Origin of the sequence: Providencia zhijiangensis, from assembly GCF_030315915.2 — a bacterium.
GTDB classification, from domain to species: Bacteria; Pseudomonadota; Gammaproteobacteria; order Enterobacterales; family Enterobacteriaceae; genus Providencia; species Providencia zhijiangensis.
Genome location: NZ_CP135990.1, coordinates 1234266 through 1248767 on the forward strand (window position 1 = coordinate 1234266; position 14502 = coordinate 1248767).

At 42.5% G+C, this 14502-nt stretch carries 12 protein-coding genes; 11 read left to right on the top strand and 1 reads right to left on the bottom strand.

The genetic code is table 11. The features are described from left to right. Positions 1-17: 17 nt before the first annotated feature. From msbA to kdsB, 5 genes are all read left to right on the top strand, one after another. Entirely contained in the window at positions 18-1766 is a 1749-nt protein-coding gene (gene msbA, locus QS795_RS05525) for a lipid A ABC transporter ATP-binding protein/permease MsbA (protein WP_154639094.1), read from the top strand. Next, positions 1759-2733, top strand: coding sequence for a tetraacyldisaccharide 4'-kinase (gene lpxK, locus QS795_RS05530; RefSeq protein WP_318627012.1), 975 nt, complete (start codon positions 1759-1761; stop codon positions 2731-2733). Before msbA ends, lpxK begins: the two co-directional genes overlap by 8 nt. Positions 2734-3189: 456 nt before the next feature. Further along, the gene (locus QS795_RS05535; protein ID WP_036951758.1) at positions 3190-3405 is read left to right on the top strand and encodes a cold-shock protein; all 216 of its coding nucleotides are present in this window, start codon (positions 3190-3192) and stop codon (positions 3403-3405) included. Positions 3406-3547: 142 nt separating this feature from the next. After that, positions 3548-3727, top strand: a complete 180-nt coding sequence (locus QS795_RS05540) for a Trm112 family protein (RefSeq protein ID WP_036951756.1) — start codon at positions 3548-3550, stop codon at positions 3725-3727. Positions 3728-3731: 4 nt separating this feature from the next. Continuing rightward, positions 3732-4478: a 3-deoxy-manno-octulosonate cytidylyltransferase gene (kdsB, locus tag QS795_RS05545; protein ID WP_154639096.1), complete on the top strand. Its 747-nt coding sequence runs from the start codon at positions 3732-3734 to the stop codon at positions 4476-4478. A gap of 62 nt (positions 4479-4540) precedes the next feature. Here kdsB and elyC read toward each other — a convergent pair whose 3' ends face one another. Next, a complete protein-coding gene (gene elyC / locus QS795_RS05550; RefSeq protein ID WP_286272726.1) occupies positions 4541-5347 on the bottom strand; it encodes an envelope biogenesis factor ElyC in 807 nt (268 codons plus the stop codon). 183 nt (positions 5348-5530) lie between these two features. On the opposite strand from elyC, the gene cmoM reads away from it, so the two are divergent. The 6 genes from cmoM (at position 5531) to QS795_RS05580 (ending at position 14437) form a co-directional block, all read left to right on the top strand. Continuing rightward, complete coding sequence (cmoM, locus tag QS795_RS05555) at positions 5531-6319, top strand: tRNA uridine 5-oxyacetic acid(34) methyltransferase CmoM (RefSeq protein ID WP_108478905.1); 789 nt, start codon at positions 5531-5533, stop codon at positions 6317-6319. Beyond that, positions 6316-7641 (top strand): chromosome partition protein MukF, encoded by a 1326-nt coding sequence (gene mukF, locus QS795_RS05560; protein ID WP_132494492.1) that lies wholly within the window; start codon positions 6316-6318, stop codon positions 7639-7641. The genes cmoM and mukF overlap by 4 nt, the downstream gene beginning before the upstream one ends. Further along, on the top strand, positions 7622-8350 hold the full coding sequence (mukE, locus tag QS795_RS05565; RefSeq protein ID WP_036951742.1) for a chromosome partition protein MukE: 729 nt from the start codon (positions 7622-7624) through the stop codon (positions 8348-8350). The genes mukF and mukE overlap by 20 nt, the downstream gene beginning before the upstream one ends. Beyond that, positions 8347-12786, top strand: a complete 4440-nt coding sequence (gene mukB, locus QS795_RS05570) for a chromosome partition protein MukB (protein WP_132494494.1) — start codon at positions 8347-8349, stop codon at positions 12784-12786. The genes mukE and mukB overlap by 4 nt, the downstream gene beginning before the upstream one ends. A 197-nt stretch (positions 12787-12983) precedes the next feature. Next, positions 12984-14201 (top strand): Contact-dependent inhibition of growth factor CdiA, encoded by a 1218-nt coding sequence (locus QS795_RS05575; protein ID WP_318627017.1) that lies wholly within the window; start codon positions 12984-12986, stop codon positions 14199-14201. After that, positions 14198-14437, top strand: coding sequence for a hypothetical protein (locus QS795_RS05580; protein ID WP_286272734.1), 240 nt, complete (start codon positions 14198-14200; stop codon positions 14435-14437). Before QS795_RS05575 ends, QS795_RS05580 begins: the two co-directional genes overlap by 4 nt. The last annotated feature ends 65 nt before the right edge of the window (positions 14438-14502 follow it).

The following is a 14502-nucleotide window of genomic DNA, read 5'->3' on the forward strand; positions in this document are numbered from 1 at the left end:
AGTCTGGTAATAAAAGCATGAATGATCAAGACCTATCGACAAAGCAAACATTTAAGCGCCTATGGCCAACCATTGCGCCTTTTAAAATTGGATTAGTTGTTGCAGCAATTGCTCTTATCATCAACGCCGCAGGTGATGCGTTTATGATTTCTTTACTGAAACCATTATTAGATGACGGTTTTGGTAAAGCGGATAACAACACACTGAAGTGGTTACCACTGGCAATTTTGGGCTTGATGGTCGTGCGTGGATCTTCAAGTTTCGTCTCTACATACTGCGTTTCTTGGGTGTCAGGAAAAGTAGTGATGAGTATGCGCCGCAAATTATTTGGTCATATGATGGGAATGCCGGTGAGCTATTTTGACCAGCAATCGACAGGGACTTTATTATCGCGTATTACCTATGATTCAGAGCAGGTCGCATCTTCGGCTTCCGGTGCTCTCATTACCATTATTCGCGAAGGCACTTATATCATCGCGTTATTTGGTATTATGTTTTATAACAGCTGGCAATTATCATTAATTTTGATCGCTATTGCGCCAGTCGTTTCTATCACTATTCGGGTTGTTTCTAAGCGTTTTCGTAAAATCAGCAAAAACATGCAAACGGGTATGGGGCATGTGACGACGAGCGCTGAGCAGATGCTTAAAGGGCATAAAGAAGTCCTTATTTTTGGTGGTCAGAAAGTTGAAACTGAACGTTTTGATAAAGTCAGCAATAATATGCGCCGTCAAAATATGAAGATGGTTAGCGCCTCCGCTATTTCTGACCCTATTGTTCAGATGATTGCCTCTTTTGCATTAGCATTTGTTTTGTACGCAGCAAGTTTCCCTGAAATTAAAGAGCAATTATCACCAGGTACGATTGGTGTCGTTTTCTCATCCATGTTTGCGTTAATGCGCCCACTTAAGTCTCTAACTAACGTGAATGCGCAATTCCAGCGCGGAATGGCAGCATGCCAAACGTTATTTGCGATTTTAGATACTGAAAAAGAGAAAGATGAAGGAACGAAAGTTCTGACTCAAGTGAAAGGTGATATTGAGTTCGACTCAGTGACGTTTACTTATCAAACCAAAGAGCATCCCGCACTAGAGGATGTTTCTTTTACGCTGCCTGCTGGTAAATCAGTTGCTTTAGTGGGGCGTTCAGGTTCCGGTAAATCCACCATCGCTAACTTAATAACCCGCTTCTATGATATCGATAAAGGCAGTATCCGTATTGATGGTCATGATATTCGTGATTACACCTTAGAATCTTTACGAAGCCAAGTCGCTCTCGTATCTCAGCATGTTTATTTATTCAATGATACTGTTGCGAATAATATTGCCTATGCGACAGACGGGCGTTATAGCCGAGCAGAAATTGAAAAAGCTGCAGAAATGGCATACGCCATGGACTTTATCCAAAAATTGGATAAAGGCTTAGATACGATGATTGGTGAAAATGGCGTGATGCTTTCCGGTGGTCAACGTCAACGTATTGCGATTGCTCGTGCATTATTACGTGATGCGCCAATCTTGATTTTAGATGAAGCGACATCAGCATTAGATACTGAATCAGAGCGTGCAATTCAAGCCGCGTTAGACGAATTGCAGAAGAATAGAACTTCGCTTGTGATAGCTCACCGTTTATCCACTATTGAAAATGCGGATCAAATCTTGGTTGTACAAGATGGGCATATCATTGAACGTGGTGACCACACAACGCTACTAGCCCAAAATGGGGCATACGCGCAATTACATAGGATCCAATTTAAGAATGATTGAGCGAATTTGGTCCGGTAAGTCATGGCTCTATATTTTGTTGCTTCCGTTATCCTTTTTGTATGGATTGATAACGTTAGTACGTCATATCGGCTATAAAACTGGACTTCTTCGCTCATGGAAAGCCCCTGTACCTGTTGTGGTTGTAGGGAATTTAACGGCAGGGGGAAATGGAAAAACCCCTGTGGTTATTTGGCTAGTTGAATCGCTCATGAAACAAGGTGTTCATGTTGGGGTTGTTTCTCGTGGATATGGCGGGCAGTCTGACCATTATCCGTTAGTACTAGACCAGACGACAACCACGGCAGTTGCAGGCGATGAGCCAGTTTTAATTTATCATCGCACTCATGCGCCTGTTGCAGTGGCACCAAAGCGTAGTGATGCAATTAAGGCATTACTCGATAATTTTCAATTAGATATTATTGTTACAGACGATGGTTTACAGCATTACGCATTGCAACGTGACTATGAAATTGTCGTCATTGATGGGCAGCGTCGTTTTGGTAATGGCTGGTGGTTACCTGCGGGGCCAATGCGTGAACGTGCAGGGCGATTAAAAACAGTCAATGCCTTGATTGTAAATGGTGGTGTTCCTAACGCAAATGAAACACTGATGTCCCTAGAAGGGGATATGGCAGTGAACCTCATTTCAGGTGAAAAATGCTCGGTCACTGAGCTTAACAATGTGGTTGCGATGGCGGGAATTGGTCATCCACCTCGTTTTTTCTCTTCTTTAGAAAGCAAGGGATTAACGCTTGTTAATACCCATGCGTTTTCCGATCATCAAGCTTATAGCCAGCAGCAACTCGTTTCTTTAGCAGAAAAAAATCAAAATTTGCTAATGACTGAAAAGGATGCGGTCAAATGTCATTCCTTCGCACAGGACAATTGGTGGTATCTTCCTGTGGAAGCGCAGTTTGATAAAATAGGCGAAAAACGAATCTTAAGTGAAATAAAATCACTTATCTGAAATAAAACCGCTTGCTTTTAGGATTAATTTCAGATAATAATACCTGCAATGTGATGCAGATCTACTTATTATGTACCAAGTTGCAATACATTAATAAGTGGATTATTTGCTAGCTTTAATTTTACGACCCGTTCTTGAGTTAGTCACTTATCCTCGCAATACACTACTTACTCTACTATTTCGTGTTGTCATCATAATGTCAAAATAGACTGTTAAGTTCACGGTAAATGTGTGGTGCCTGAAACCTACACTTGGGTCGTTATAAGATATGCATAAACATTTGATGCATAAATTGGTTAAGTTAATTACTCTTAATTATGTTAATAGATTGGCTTGAATAGATAGGTCAGAATGAACTGATCGAAATAAATAGTTCAGCAAAATAAATGGAATAACGTGTAGAGAGTAATGATACAAATATAAAAAATTGTTCTCGGAACAAGAAGGAGTTTCAATATGAATTTTCAATTACATATGGGCCAAGTTAAATGGTTTGACGCAAAAGAAGGTTACGGTTTTATTTCACCTCGTAATGGTGGCGATGATATCTTCGTAACAACCAAATCAATTGCGAATAAAAAAATCAAATCTTTATCTGAAGGTCAAAACGTCGAGTTCTCTGTTACTCGTAATTCAGATGGCATAACGGCAAGAGACGTTATCGCTTACTAATTGAATTCTTAACATAAATATTTCTCCTGCACTATCCTCTCATTCTTCGCAGGAGATCTTAATAAGCAAGAATAGAGTTAACGGTGATACCTGCATGTGATATCCTGACGCCAAGTGAGTTTAAATCCATTTGGGAGAAAACATGGATCACCGTTTACTTGAAATTGTTGCTTGCCCATCCTGTCACGGCAAACTAAGTTACAACAAAGAAAACCTCGAATTAATCTGCAAGTTTGATCATCTCGCCTTTCCTGTTCGCGATGGCATCCCCGTTTTACTTGAGAACGAAGCGCGTAAAGTTGCTTTAGACGAAGGACTGTAATCCTATGTTTACCGTCATTATTCCTGCGCGTTACGCTTCAACACGATTACCGGGTAAGCCTTTAGCAGATATTCACGGTAAACCGATGGTTGTTCGAGTCATGGAGCAAGCGATTAAATCAGGTGCTAGCCGAGTCATTATTGCAACTGACCATCCAGATGTCGCTGCCGCGGTCATTGCAGCGGGAGGGGAAGCTTGTATGACTAACCCCGATCATCAATCTGGTACGGAACGTTTGGCTGAAGTGATTGACACTTACGGCTTTTCCGATGATGAAATTATTGTCAATGTGCAAGGTGATGAACCGCTGATCCCACCTGAAATTATTCGCCAAGTCGCTCATAATTTGCAAGGTAGTCAGGCAAATATGGGAACACTCGCCGTCCCCATTCATAGTGCACAAGAAGCCTTTAATCCGAATGCAGTGAAGGTGGTAATGGACAAAGACGGTTATGCGCTCTATTTTTCTCGAGCGACAATTCCGTGGGATAGAGACCAATTTGCAAAGAGCAAAGAGACTATTGGTGATACTTTCTTGCGTCACATTGGTATCTACGCTTATCGCGCGGGTTTTATTCGCCGTTATATCGCTTGGGATGCCAGCCCATTAGAGAAAATCGAGATGCTAGAGCAGCTTCGCGTGCTTTGGTATGGTGAAAAAATTCATGTGGCGGTTGCTGAAAAAGCACCAGGCGCAGGAGTGGATACACCAGAAGATCTTGAATTGGTAAGACAAGAATTTCAGCCATAATTTCCGGTGTGAATAATGGTCTGATAAAACACGGGGAAGCTGAATAAGTTTCCCCTTTTGTTTTACTCGGCCTGATTATCTTCAATTGTCTGGGTATTATCGGGCTTTAAGTGCCACCAAATTGAACCAATGAGCTCATACCATGCTCGTTCGCTGTGACTAAAATAGAATGCGGAAGGAATGTAACGCTCCCAAGGATTCAAATCACTGGTGATCACCAATTGATTGGCTGGCGCTGGATAAGGCTGCATTCCACGACTGGTAAACATTTTCACCGCGCGGGGTAAATGATTCGCTGAGGTCACTAACAAGAACGGCTGCTTACCAATAATTTTTTCCACTTCATACGCCTCTTCTTGCGTATCTTTCGGTTCGGTTAGCGGGATTGTATCTGTCGCTGGAACCCCTAAAGATTGAGCGACCATAGATGCGACTTCAGCGCTACTGATTGGGCTACTGGCTTTACCTCCAGTAAAAATCAATTTGCTACCTGGATGTTGCAGATAAAGACGTACCCCTTCAGTGACTCGAGGCAAGCTGTTACTGAGCAAATTCGAACTAGGACTCCAATCAGGGTTATAGGTAAATCCACCTCCCAAAACCACAATATACTTTATCTCTTTAGGTGGATTGGTGGTGATAAGCTCATAACGTTTATCATACGGGCCTTCAACGGGCGCCAGTAACCTATCAGAAATAGGTTGTAGCCCTAATAGCGCGATGATAACAAGGCTTAATGTCACTAAGGATTTTCCACTTTTTTGCCAACGGGTAAACCATAATAAAATCAGCCCAATTACCCCAATAATCAATAATAAGGGCAGAGGCATTAACAGCGAGCCAAGGTATTTTTTAAGCAGAAATAACATAGAAAGCCTGTCATGAAGATAATGTAAGCGAATAGGGTCAAATGTAGCTGCATCAGTAATAAAATGCTATGCAAAATAAATCGGATACAAAATAAAGTACTATGCAAAAACAGCTAGATTATCTGTTATAATTCCTGGTTTTGATATGCTGTAAATAACTCATGATAGGTAACTGGAACGCAGATGGCAGACCGCAACTTTGATGATATTGTCGATAAATTTGCAAAAAATATTTATGGAACGACAAAAGGAAAAATTCGCGAAGCGGTAGTTTGGCAAGATCTTACCCAGTTACTGGAAACGCATTTTCAAGGCCAAACATTACGTATATTAGATGCGGGCGGCGGAGAAGGGCATTTTTCTCGTCAATTAGCCGCAATGGGTCATCAGGTTATTCTTTGCGATTTATCCGAAGAAATGTTAGAACGGGCATCGGTGCTTGCTGATGAACAAGGAATTAGCGAGAATATCAGCTTTGTTCACTGCGCCGTTCAAGATATCGCTCAACACCTTGATGAACCAGTTGATTTTGTCTTGTTTCATGCGGTACTTGAATGGATTAGCGACCAGAAATATGCATTAGAGCAATTGGCAGAGATTATCAGACCGGAAGGCATATTTTCTGTCATGTTCTATAATGCAAATGGCTTGGTGATGCGTAATGCAATTTTAGGTAATTTTCATCTCGCAACTCCTCATATCCAGCGTCGTCGCAAACGTTCATTATCGCCACAGAACCCGCTTTTCCCTCAACAGGTTGATGAGTGGCTTATTGGTTGTGGTATGGATATTTTAGGCAAAAGTGGCGTCAGAGTGTTCCATGATTATTTGCAAAGTAGACAATTACAACAAAAAGACTTTCCAGCGTTATTGGCGCTTGAACAACAATATTGTCGTGAAGAGCCCTATATCAGTATGGGGCGATATATTCATGTCATGGCACGCAAACAAACCCAAAAGGACGATTTATGAGTGATTTTTCCCAGACCGTCCCTGAACTCGTGTCTTGGGCACGAAAAAATGATTTTGCGATTTCCCTACCCGCAGAGCGCCTAGCATTTTTGCTGGCCGTCGCAGTACTTAACAGTGAGCGGGTTAACGGTGAAATGAGTGAAGGGGAGCTGGTGGATGCGTTTCGAGAAGTGTGCAAAGGCTTCGAACAAACCACCGAATCACTGGCAGTCAGAGCGAACAACGCCATCAATGACATGGTTCGCCAAAAAATATTTAACCGCTTTGCCAGCGACATTGTCGAAGGAAATGCGATTTATCGTCTAACGCCACTCGGTATTGGCATTAGTGATTACTATATTCGTCAACGCGAATTTTCGACATTAAGATTGTCGATGCAGTTATCGATTGTGGCGGGAGAGCTACAACGTGCAGCGGAATCAGCCGAAGAAGGTGGTGATGAATTTTATTGGCACCGTCATGTTTTTGCGCCATTAAAATATTCAGTCGCTGAAATTTTTGACAGTATTGACCTGTCACAGCGAATTATGGATGAGCAACAAAACAGCGTTAAAGATGATATTGCTGCACTGTTAAACCAAGACTGGCAGGCGGCAATTGCTAACTGTGAGCAGCTACTTTCTGAAACGTCCGGCACATTAAGAGAATTACAAGATACTTTAGAAGCGGCTGGCGATAAGCTACAGGCAAACTTACTACGTATTCAAGAAGCTAACATGAATGCGCCGCAGTTCTCGGAAATGGTCGACCGACTAATCTTTGATTTGCAAAACAAGCTAGACCGTATTGTGAGCTGGGGGCAGCAATCCATTGACTTATGGATTGGTTATGACCGACATGTTCACAAATTTATCCGTACAGCGATTGATATGGATAAAAACCGTATATTTTCCCAACGTTTACGTCAATCTGTACAGCAGTACCTCGATAGCCCTTGGGCACTCACCTATGCCAATGCGGATAGGCTTTTTGATATGCGTGATGAGGAGCTGGCACTTCATGATCAAGAGGTGATGGGGGAACTTCCACCTGATCTAGAATTTGAAGAGTTCAGTGAACTTAATGACCAATTAGCGGCGTTAATCGAAGCGCAACTTGCGTTCTATAAAACGGATAACAAACCGCTGGATGTCGGTCACGTATTACAGAGTTATCTGACGCAATACCCGCAGAAACGCCATTTTGACGTTGCGCGTATTATTATCGATCAGGCTGTAAAACTAGGTATCGCAGAGGCTGATCTGGCGGGATTACCGGCAGAATGGCGCGCTATTAATGATCACGGAGCCAAGGTACAGGCACATGTCATCGACAAATATTGAACAATTTATGCCAGTTAAACTGGCTCAAGCACTAGCTAACCCTATTTTTCCTGAGCTGGACAGCCAACTGCGTGCTGGTCGCCATATTAGTATTGATGACCTTGATAATCATGCATTTTTAATGGATTTTCAGGAATCGTTAGAGCAATTTTATGCTCGTTATAATGTTGAACTGATCCGGGCGCCAGAAGGCTTTTTCTATTTGCGTCCCCGCTCAAGCACCTTAATTCCCCGTTCTGTTTTGTCTGAACTGGACATGATGGTGGGTAAAATTCTGTGCTACCTCTATTTGAGTCCTGAGCGTCTAACCAACCAAGGGGTCTTTACCTCTCAAGAGCTGTTTGAAGAATTATTGTCGCTGGCCGACGAAAGCAAATTACTGAAATTTGTTAACCAACGCTCCACAGGTTCAGACCTCGATAAACAAAAATTACAGGAAAAGCTAAGAACCTCCTTAAACCGTTTACGTCGTTTAGGTATGGTCTATTTCCTGCAAAATGACTCCAGCAAATTTATTATTAATGAGTCTGTATTCCGCTTTGGTGCGGATGTGCGTAGTGGCGATAATCCACAAGAAGCACAATTACGCATGATCCGTGATGGTGAAGCGGTCTCTCTTGAAGGGGAATTATCGCTAAGAGACAGCGATGAAGACGAAACGGATGAGAGTCAAGATCTGGCTGACAGTGAAGAGGATGAACAAGAATGATTGAACGCGGAAAATTTCGCTCACTGACGCTGGTGAACTGGAACGGCTTTTTTGCTCGTACTTTTGACCTTGATGAATTAGTCACCACCCTGTCTGGGGGTAATGGTGCGGGTAAATCCACCACCATGGCGGCCTTTATTACCGCCATGATCCCTGACTTAACATTACTGCATTTCCGTAATACCACAGAAGCTGGGGCCACTTCAGGCTCCCGTGATAAAGGTCTACACGGAAAATTGCGTCCCGGTGTCTGTTATGCCGTGCTGGATGTCTTAAACTCTAAACATCAACGCGTTATGGTCGGTGTTCGCTTACAGCAAGTAGCAGGACGCGATAAAAAAGTCGATATCAAACCGTTTATGATCCAAGGCGTGCCATTAGCCACAGTGCCAACGGAAGTATTAACGGAAGTGTTTGAAGGGCGCCAAGCTAAGGTTATTCCGTTGAATGACCTGAAAGAGCGCGTAGAAAAACAAGAAGGCATCCAATTTAAGCAATTTAACTCGATCACGGACTACCACTCAGTATTATTTGAATTGGGTGTGCTGCCAAAACGTCTACGTTCAGCGGGCGACCGTAGTAAATATTATCGTTTGATTGAAGCCTCCTTATATGGTGGTATTTCCAGCGCGATCACTCGCTCACTGCGTGATTATTTATTACCGGAAAACAGTGGCGTACGTAAAGCATTCCAAGATATGGAAGCGGCATTACGTGAAAACCGTTTAACGCTGGAAGCCATCCGCGTAACACAATCTGACCGTGATTTATTCAAACATTTGATCAGCGAAGCCACAGACTATGTATCTGCGGACTATATGCGCCACTCAAATGAACGTCGAATTCACTTAGATGCGGCATTAGCCGCCCGTAACGAACTGTATAGCAACCGCAAACAGCTGCGCGTTGAACAAGTTCGTAGTGTGGAAATGGCGCGTGAATTAAATGAACAAAACGAAGCGTCGACGGAAATCGAAGCGGATTACCAAGCGGCAAGTGACCACTTAAATCTAGTGCAAGCGGCGTTACGTCATCAAGAAAAAATTGACCGCTACCAAGCCGATATTGAAGAGCTGACTTATCGTCTTGAAGAACAAAGCGAAGTCGTCGCGGAAGCCACAGAGAAACACGAAGAGCTTGATGCCCGTGCGCAAGCCGCTGAAATTGAAGTGGATGAGCTGAAAAACCAGCTTGCAGATTACCAGCAAGCGCTTGATGTACAGCAAACTCGTGCGATTCAATATCAACAAGCTCTTCATGCCTTAAACCGTGCTCGCGAACTCTGCCAATTGCCTGACCTTACCATTGAAAATGTCGATGAATGGCTGGAAACCTTTGAGGCCAAAGAGCAGCAAGCCACTGAAGCTTTACTCGCATTAGAGCAAAAAATGAGCGTGGCGGATGCAGCTCATAGCCAGTTTGAGCAAGCGTATCAGCTAGTTAAAACTATGTTAGGCGACGTAAGCCGTGGGGATGCGTATACACAAGCGCGTTCGTTACTGCGTGACTGGTCATCGCAACAACATTTAGCTGAGCGTGTTCAGCCACTGCGTATGCAATTATCTGAATTGCAACAGCGTTTAGATAGCCAGCGTAATGCCGAAAAATTACTGAGCGAATTCTGTAAACGTTATGGTCAAAGTGTTGAGCCCGATGAGCTTGACGCCTTGATGGCCGAGTTAGAAATTCTGCAAGAAGAGTTAAGTACTGGCGTTAATGAAAGTGGCGAAAAACGCATGCAAATGCGCCAAGAGTTGGAACAAATTCGTCAGCGTATCAGCCAGCTTTCCGCGAAAGCCCCTGCGTGGATTATGGCGCAAGAAGCACTGACTCAACTCAATGAACAATCGGGTGAAACTTTCGAAAATAGCACTGAAGTGACTGAGTTTATGCAGCAACTTCTTGAGCAAGAAAGGGAAATTACGGTTGAACGTGATGAAGTCGCAGCCCAACGTCGAGATCTTGATAAGCAAATCGAACGTTTAAGCCAGCCAAGTGGTGCCGAAGATGGGCGCATGCTGGCACTGGCAGAGCGCTTTAATGGCGTGCTGTTATCTGAAATCTACGACGATATTACTATTGAAGATGCGGCGTATTTCTCTGCGTTGTACGGTCCAGCGCGTCACGGTATTGTGGTACAAGATTTGGCTGTGGTTCGCGAGCAGCTAGAAAATTTACAAGATTGCCCTGATGATGTGTATTTTATCGAGGGGGATCCATCCTCATTTGATGACAGTGTTTTTGATGCTCAAGAGTTTGAAAATGCAGTATTAGTCCGTTCATCAGAGCGTCAGTGGCGTTATTCTCGCTACCCAGAATTACCGTTATTTGGTCGAGCTGCCCGTGAAAGCCATTTAGAGTCACTGAGTGCTGAGCGTGATGAATTGGCGGAGCGTTATGCGACCTTGTCATTTGACGTGCAAAAAATTCAGCGTGCTCATCAAGCATTTAGCCGCTTTATTGGTCAGCATATTTCAGTGGCATTTGAAGCGGATCCTGAAGCTGAAATTCGTACATTAAATCAAAAACGTACTGAATTAGAGCGTGGACTGAACCAATTTGAAGAGCAGACCCAGCAACAGCGCCAACAGTTCGCTCAAGGCAAAGAAAACTTACTGGCATTAAACCGTTTATTGCCGCAAGTGAATTTGTTGATGGATGAAACGCTGGTGGATCGCGTTGAAGAGATCCGCGAAGAACTTTCAGAAGCTGAAGAAGCGGCACATTTCATCAATAAACACGGTAATAATCTGGCGAAGTTAGAGCCGATTGTGACGGTATTACTCAGTGATCCTGAGCAACATGATCAGCTGCGTAAAGATTATGAATTGGCGAAACATACCCAGCAAAATGCGAAGCAACAAGCATTTGCCTTGGTGGAAGTGGCTCAACGTCGCGCGCACTTTAGCTACAGTGATTCGACGGGGATGGTCAATGAAAATGCGGACTTGAATGAAAAACTGCGCCAGCGTTTAGAACATGCAGAAGCAGATAGAACTCGTGCCCGTGAGCTATTGCGTCAGCAACAAGCGCAAAGCACGCAATATCACCAAGTTCTGGCATCGCTGCGCAGTTCATTCGACACCAAGCAAGAGATGTTGAAAGAACTTGAAGCAGAAATGCAGGAAATGGGTGTGAAAGCGGATCCTGATGCGCAAGAGCGTGCCAGCATTCGTCGTGATGAATTACATCAATCTGTTATGGCAAACCGTAGCCGCATTAACCAGTTAGAAAAACAACTGACGTTATGTGAAGCGGAAATGGATAACTTGCAAAAACGCCTGCGTAAGCTGGAAAAAGATTATTACCAAATCCGTGAGCAAGTTGTGATGGCGAAAGCAGGTTGGTGTGCGGTGATGCGCTTGGTAAAAGATAATGGCGTTGAGCGTCGTCTGCATCGTCGCGAATTGGCTTATACCGATGGTGATAGTTTACGTTCGATGTCGGATAAGGCGTTAGGAGCGTTGCGTTTAGCGGTAGCAGATAACGAACATCTTCGTGATGTACTGCGTATGTCCGAAGATCCTAAACATCCTGAACGTAAAATTCAGTTCTTTATCGCAGTTTACCAACATCTGCGTGAGCGTATTCGCCAAGATATTATTCGAACCGATGATCCAATCGATGCGATTGAGCAGATGGAAATTGAGTTAGCGCGTCTGACTGAAGAGTTAACTGCCCGTGAGCAAAAACTGGCAATTAGCTCGAAGAGCGTGGCGAACATCATTCGTAAAACTATCCAGCGTGAGCAAAACCGTATTCGTATGCTGAACCAAGGCTTACAAGCGGTGGCATTTGGTCAGGTTAAAGGGGTTCGACTGAATGTGAATATTCGCGAAAGTCACGCCTTATTGTTGAGTGTGCTATCCGAAGAGAGCGAACTGCACCAAGACCTGTTTACGAGTCAACGTTTAACCTTCTCTGAAGCGATGGCGAAACTGTATCAACGCCTGAACCCACAAATGGATATGGGGCAGCGTCTGCCGCAAACCATTGGTGAAGAACTGTTAGATTACCGTAACTACTTAGAGTTAGAAGTTGAAGTTAACCGTGGCTCCGATGGTTGGTTAAAAGCAGAAAGTGGCGCGTTGTCAACAGGTGAAGCGATTGGTACGGGGATGTCTATCTTAGTAATGGTCGTCCAGAGCTGGGAGGAAGAAGCCCGCCGACTGCGTGCGAAAGATATCATTCCATGTCGCTTGCTGTTCTTGGATGAAGCGGCGCGTTTGGATGCCAAATCTATCGCGACTCTGTTCGAATTATGTGACCGACTGGAAATGCAGCTAATCATTGCAGCGCCGGAAAACATTAGCCCAGAGAAAGGAACCACATATAAACTGGTGCGTAAAGTGACCGGTAATACAGAACATGTTCACGTCGTTGGGTTGAAAGGTTTTGGTCAGGATAATCCTGCTCCGCAAGCATTACCTCAATAATTGATTTTTGTTTTTAGATAATAAAACCGACATAGGAAACTGTGTCGGTTTTTTATTTACTACGACAATAACTTTAATTTTTATTAATTCTATAAAGAAGTTAGTCATTATAATTTCAATATTCATTCTTAGTTGACTATAAAAATTTTAAAATTTAATTTCTTTGCTGTTTTTAAATAACAACAAGGATGTTAATTATGCTTTATACAGATACGATGGTTGTTACAGCTTCACCTCTACCTCCTAGAGATAATTATGGTTGGGATGAATGGAACAGTAGTTTTGGTGGGCACAGTATGGATAACCGTGGTGACTTAGAGGCTTATTTTCATGTACTAATAGATGAAAGTCTTTTTTTTGAATATGGACCAGAATACGATATTTTGGAGGTTGATGAATCGATTTTTGCTAATTCAAAAGATTCAGAAGAAAAAAGAATAAGGATGCAAACAAAGCTAAAAGAACATATTGAAAAACAAAAATTAATGCTAGAGCGTCTCGAAGATACAGAGGAATGGAAGTTTCTTGAGGATCCTGAAAAAAGCCCTTATATACAATACACTAGTGATCGTAATGGAATTGAAGAAAAAAAGTATAATACGACAGACTATAAAGACTATCTTATAAGTGATAAGTTTGATGATTCTAGGGATAATAAGGGAGATTTCTTTGATACCTCAGCAAGAGAGAATTTACTTCAAATTCAGCAAGCACATAGTGATCTGACTCATGCAATTAAGGTAAATGAAAATAATCTGAGTAGAATAGAAATTGCACAGAGCAGTGTTTTTTCTCTCCCAGTTCGAAGAGTTCCAGTATTACCAAATGGAGATAACTCCGATTTTGAATCAAAAAATAATAGCAATCTTGGTCAGGCACTTGAAAATAAATTTAAGGCTGCTGGCGATAAACTAGCAGAAACATTTGAATGCACCTTTGGATTTGCTTGCGCATCTGATTTAGATAAAGCAGCTAAAAATCCTAATCTTGGAAAAGATCTTTCGAATTCAGATAAAGTTGAATTAGGTGGTACTAGTTCGGGGGCGCCTAATGGCTGGGGGCCTCAAGATGAAGAAAAGTTTAGAAATAATCCCGAGCAGACTGTATTTACAGAAGATTATTTGATTTCATCTGCTAATAAGCCTATTAATAATCAAGGCCTATCAGCGGCAGCACGAGCGTGGGAAAAGCATGCAGGAAGACCTAATGGTATATTTGATCCATTAGCCGGTAATCCAATACAGAAAAATGCTGTGGCAGAGCAATTCATAAAAAGTGTACTGAGAGATCCACTGCGAGTGAAAAATAATTTATCTGGTGGTGCATTTGAGTATCGTTTACCTAATGGAAAAGGTATTCGTTATAATGCAGATGGTTCATTTAATACAGTATTAGACCCAAAGGTAAAAAAATGAAAGAAAAAAAGTTAGAATTATTTTTTTCAAGTCCTATGGAATATGAAAATTTGACACTAGAAGTGCAATTAGGATGGCAAAGGATCGCTGAAATAAATCAAGATAAAGGAACGGAAAATTTAGAAGTTGAATTGTTTGGTTCTGATTCATCAAATAATTTTATTGCAAAGATGCCATTAGATGACTTGATATCTATTTTAGTTGAAGCGCGTGATGCGCTTAAGAATAAAGGATAATACTGAATTATTCTCATTTTGAAAGTTTTTATTTATAAATTCTTTATGTGAAGTAATTTGAGTTT

Coding starts and splice junctions, on each gene's coding strand:
- msbA (WP_154639094.1), top strand. CDS start 18: ATGAATGATCAAGACCTATCGACAAAGCAAACATTTAAGCGCCTATGG.
- lpxK (WP_318627012.1), top strand. CDS start 1,759: ATGATTGAGCGAATTTGGTCCGGTAAGTCATGGCTCTATATTTTGTTG.
- QS795_RS05535 (WP_036951758.1), top strand. CDS start 3,190: ATGAATTTTCAATTACATATGGGCCAAGTTAAATGGTTTGACGCAAAA.
- QS795_RS05540 (WP_036951756.1), top strand. CDS start 3,548: ATGGATCACCGTTTACTTGAAATTGTTGCTTGCCCATCCTGTCACGGC.
- kdsB (WP_154639096.1), top strand. CDS start 3,732: ATGTTTACCGTCATTATTCCTGCGCGTTACGCTTCAACACGATTACCG.
- elyC (WP_286272726.1), bottom strand. CDS start 5,347: ATGTTATTTCTGCTTAAAAAATACCTTGGCTCGCTGTTAATGCCTCTG.
- cmoM (WP_108478905.1), top strand. CDS start 5,531: ATGGCAGACCGCAACTTTGATGATATTGTCGATAAATTTGCAAAAAAT.
- mukF (WP_132494492.1), top strand. CDS start 6,316: ATGAGTGATTTTTCCCAGACCGTCCCTGAACTCGTGTCTTGGGCACGA.
- mukE (WP_036951742.1), top strand. CDS start 7,622: ATGTCATCGACAAATATTGAACAATTTATGCCAGTTAAACTGGCTCAA.
- mukB (WP_132494494.1), top strand. CDS start 8,347: ATGATTGAACGCGGAAAATTTCGCTCACTGACGCTGGTGAACTGGAAC.
- QS795_RS05575 (WP_318627017.1), top strand. CDS start 12,984: ATGCTTTATACAGATACGATGGTTGTTACAGCTTCACCTCTACCTCCT.
- QS795_RS05580 (WP_286272734.1), top strand. CDS start 14,198: ATGAAAGAAAAAAAGTTAGAATTATTTTTTTCAAGTCCTATGGAATAT.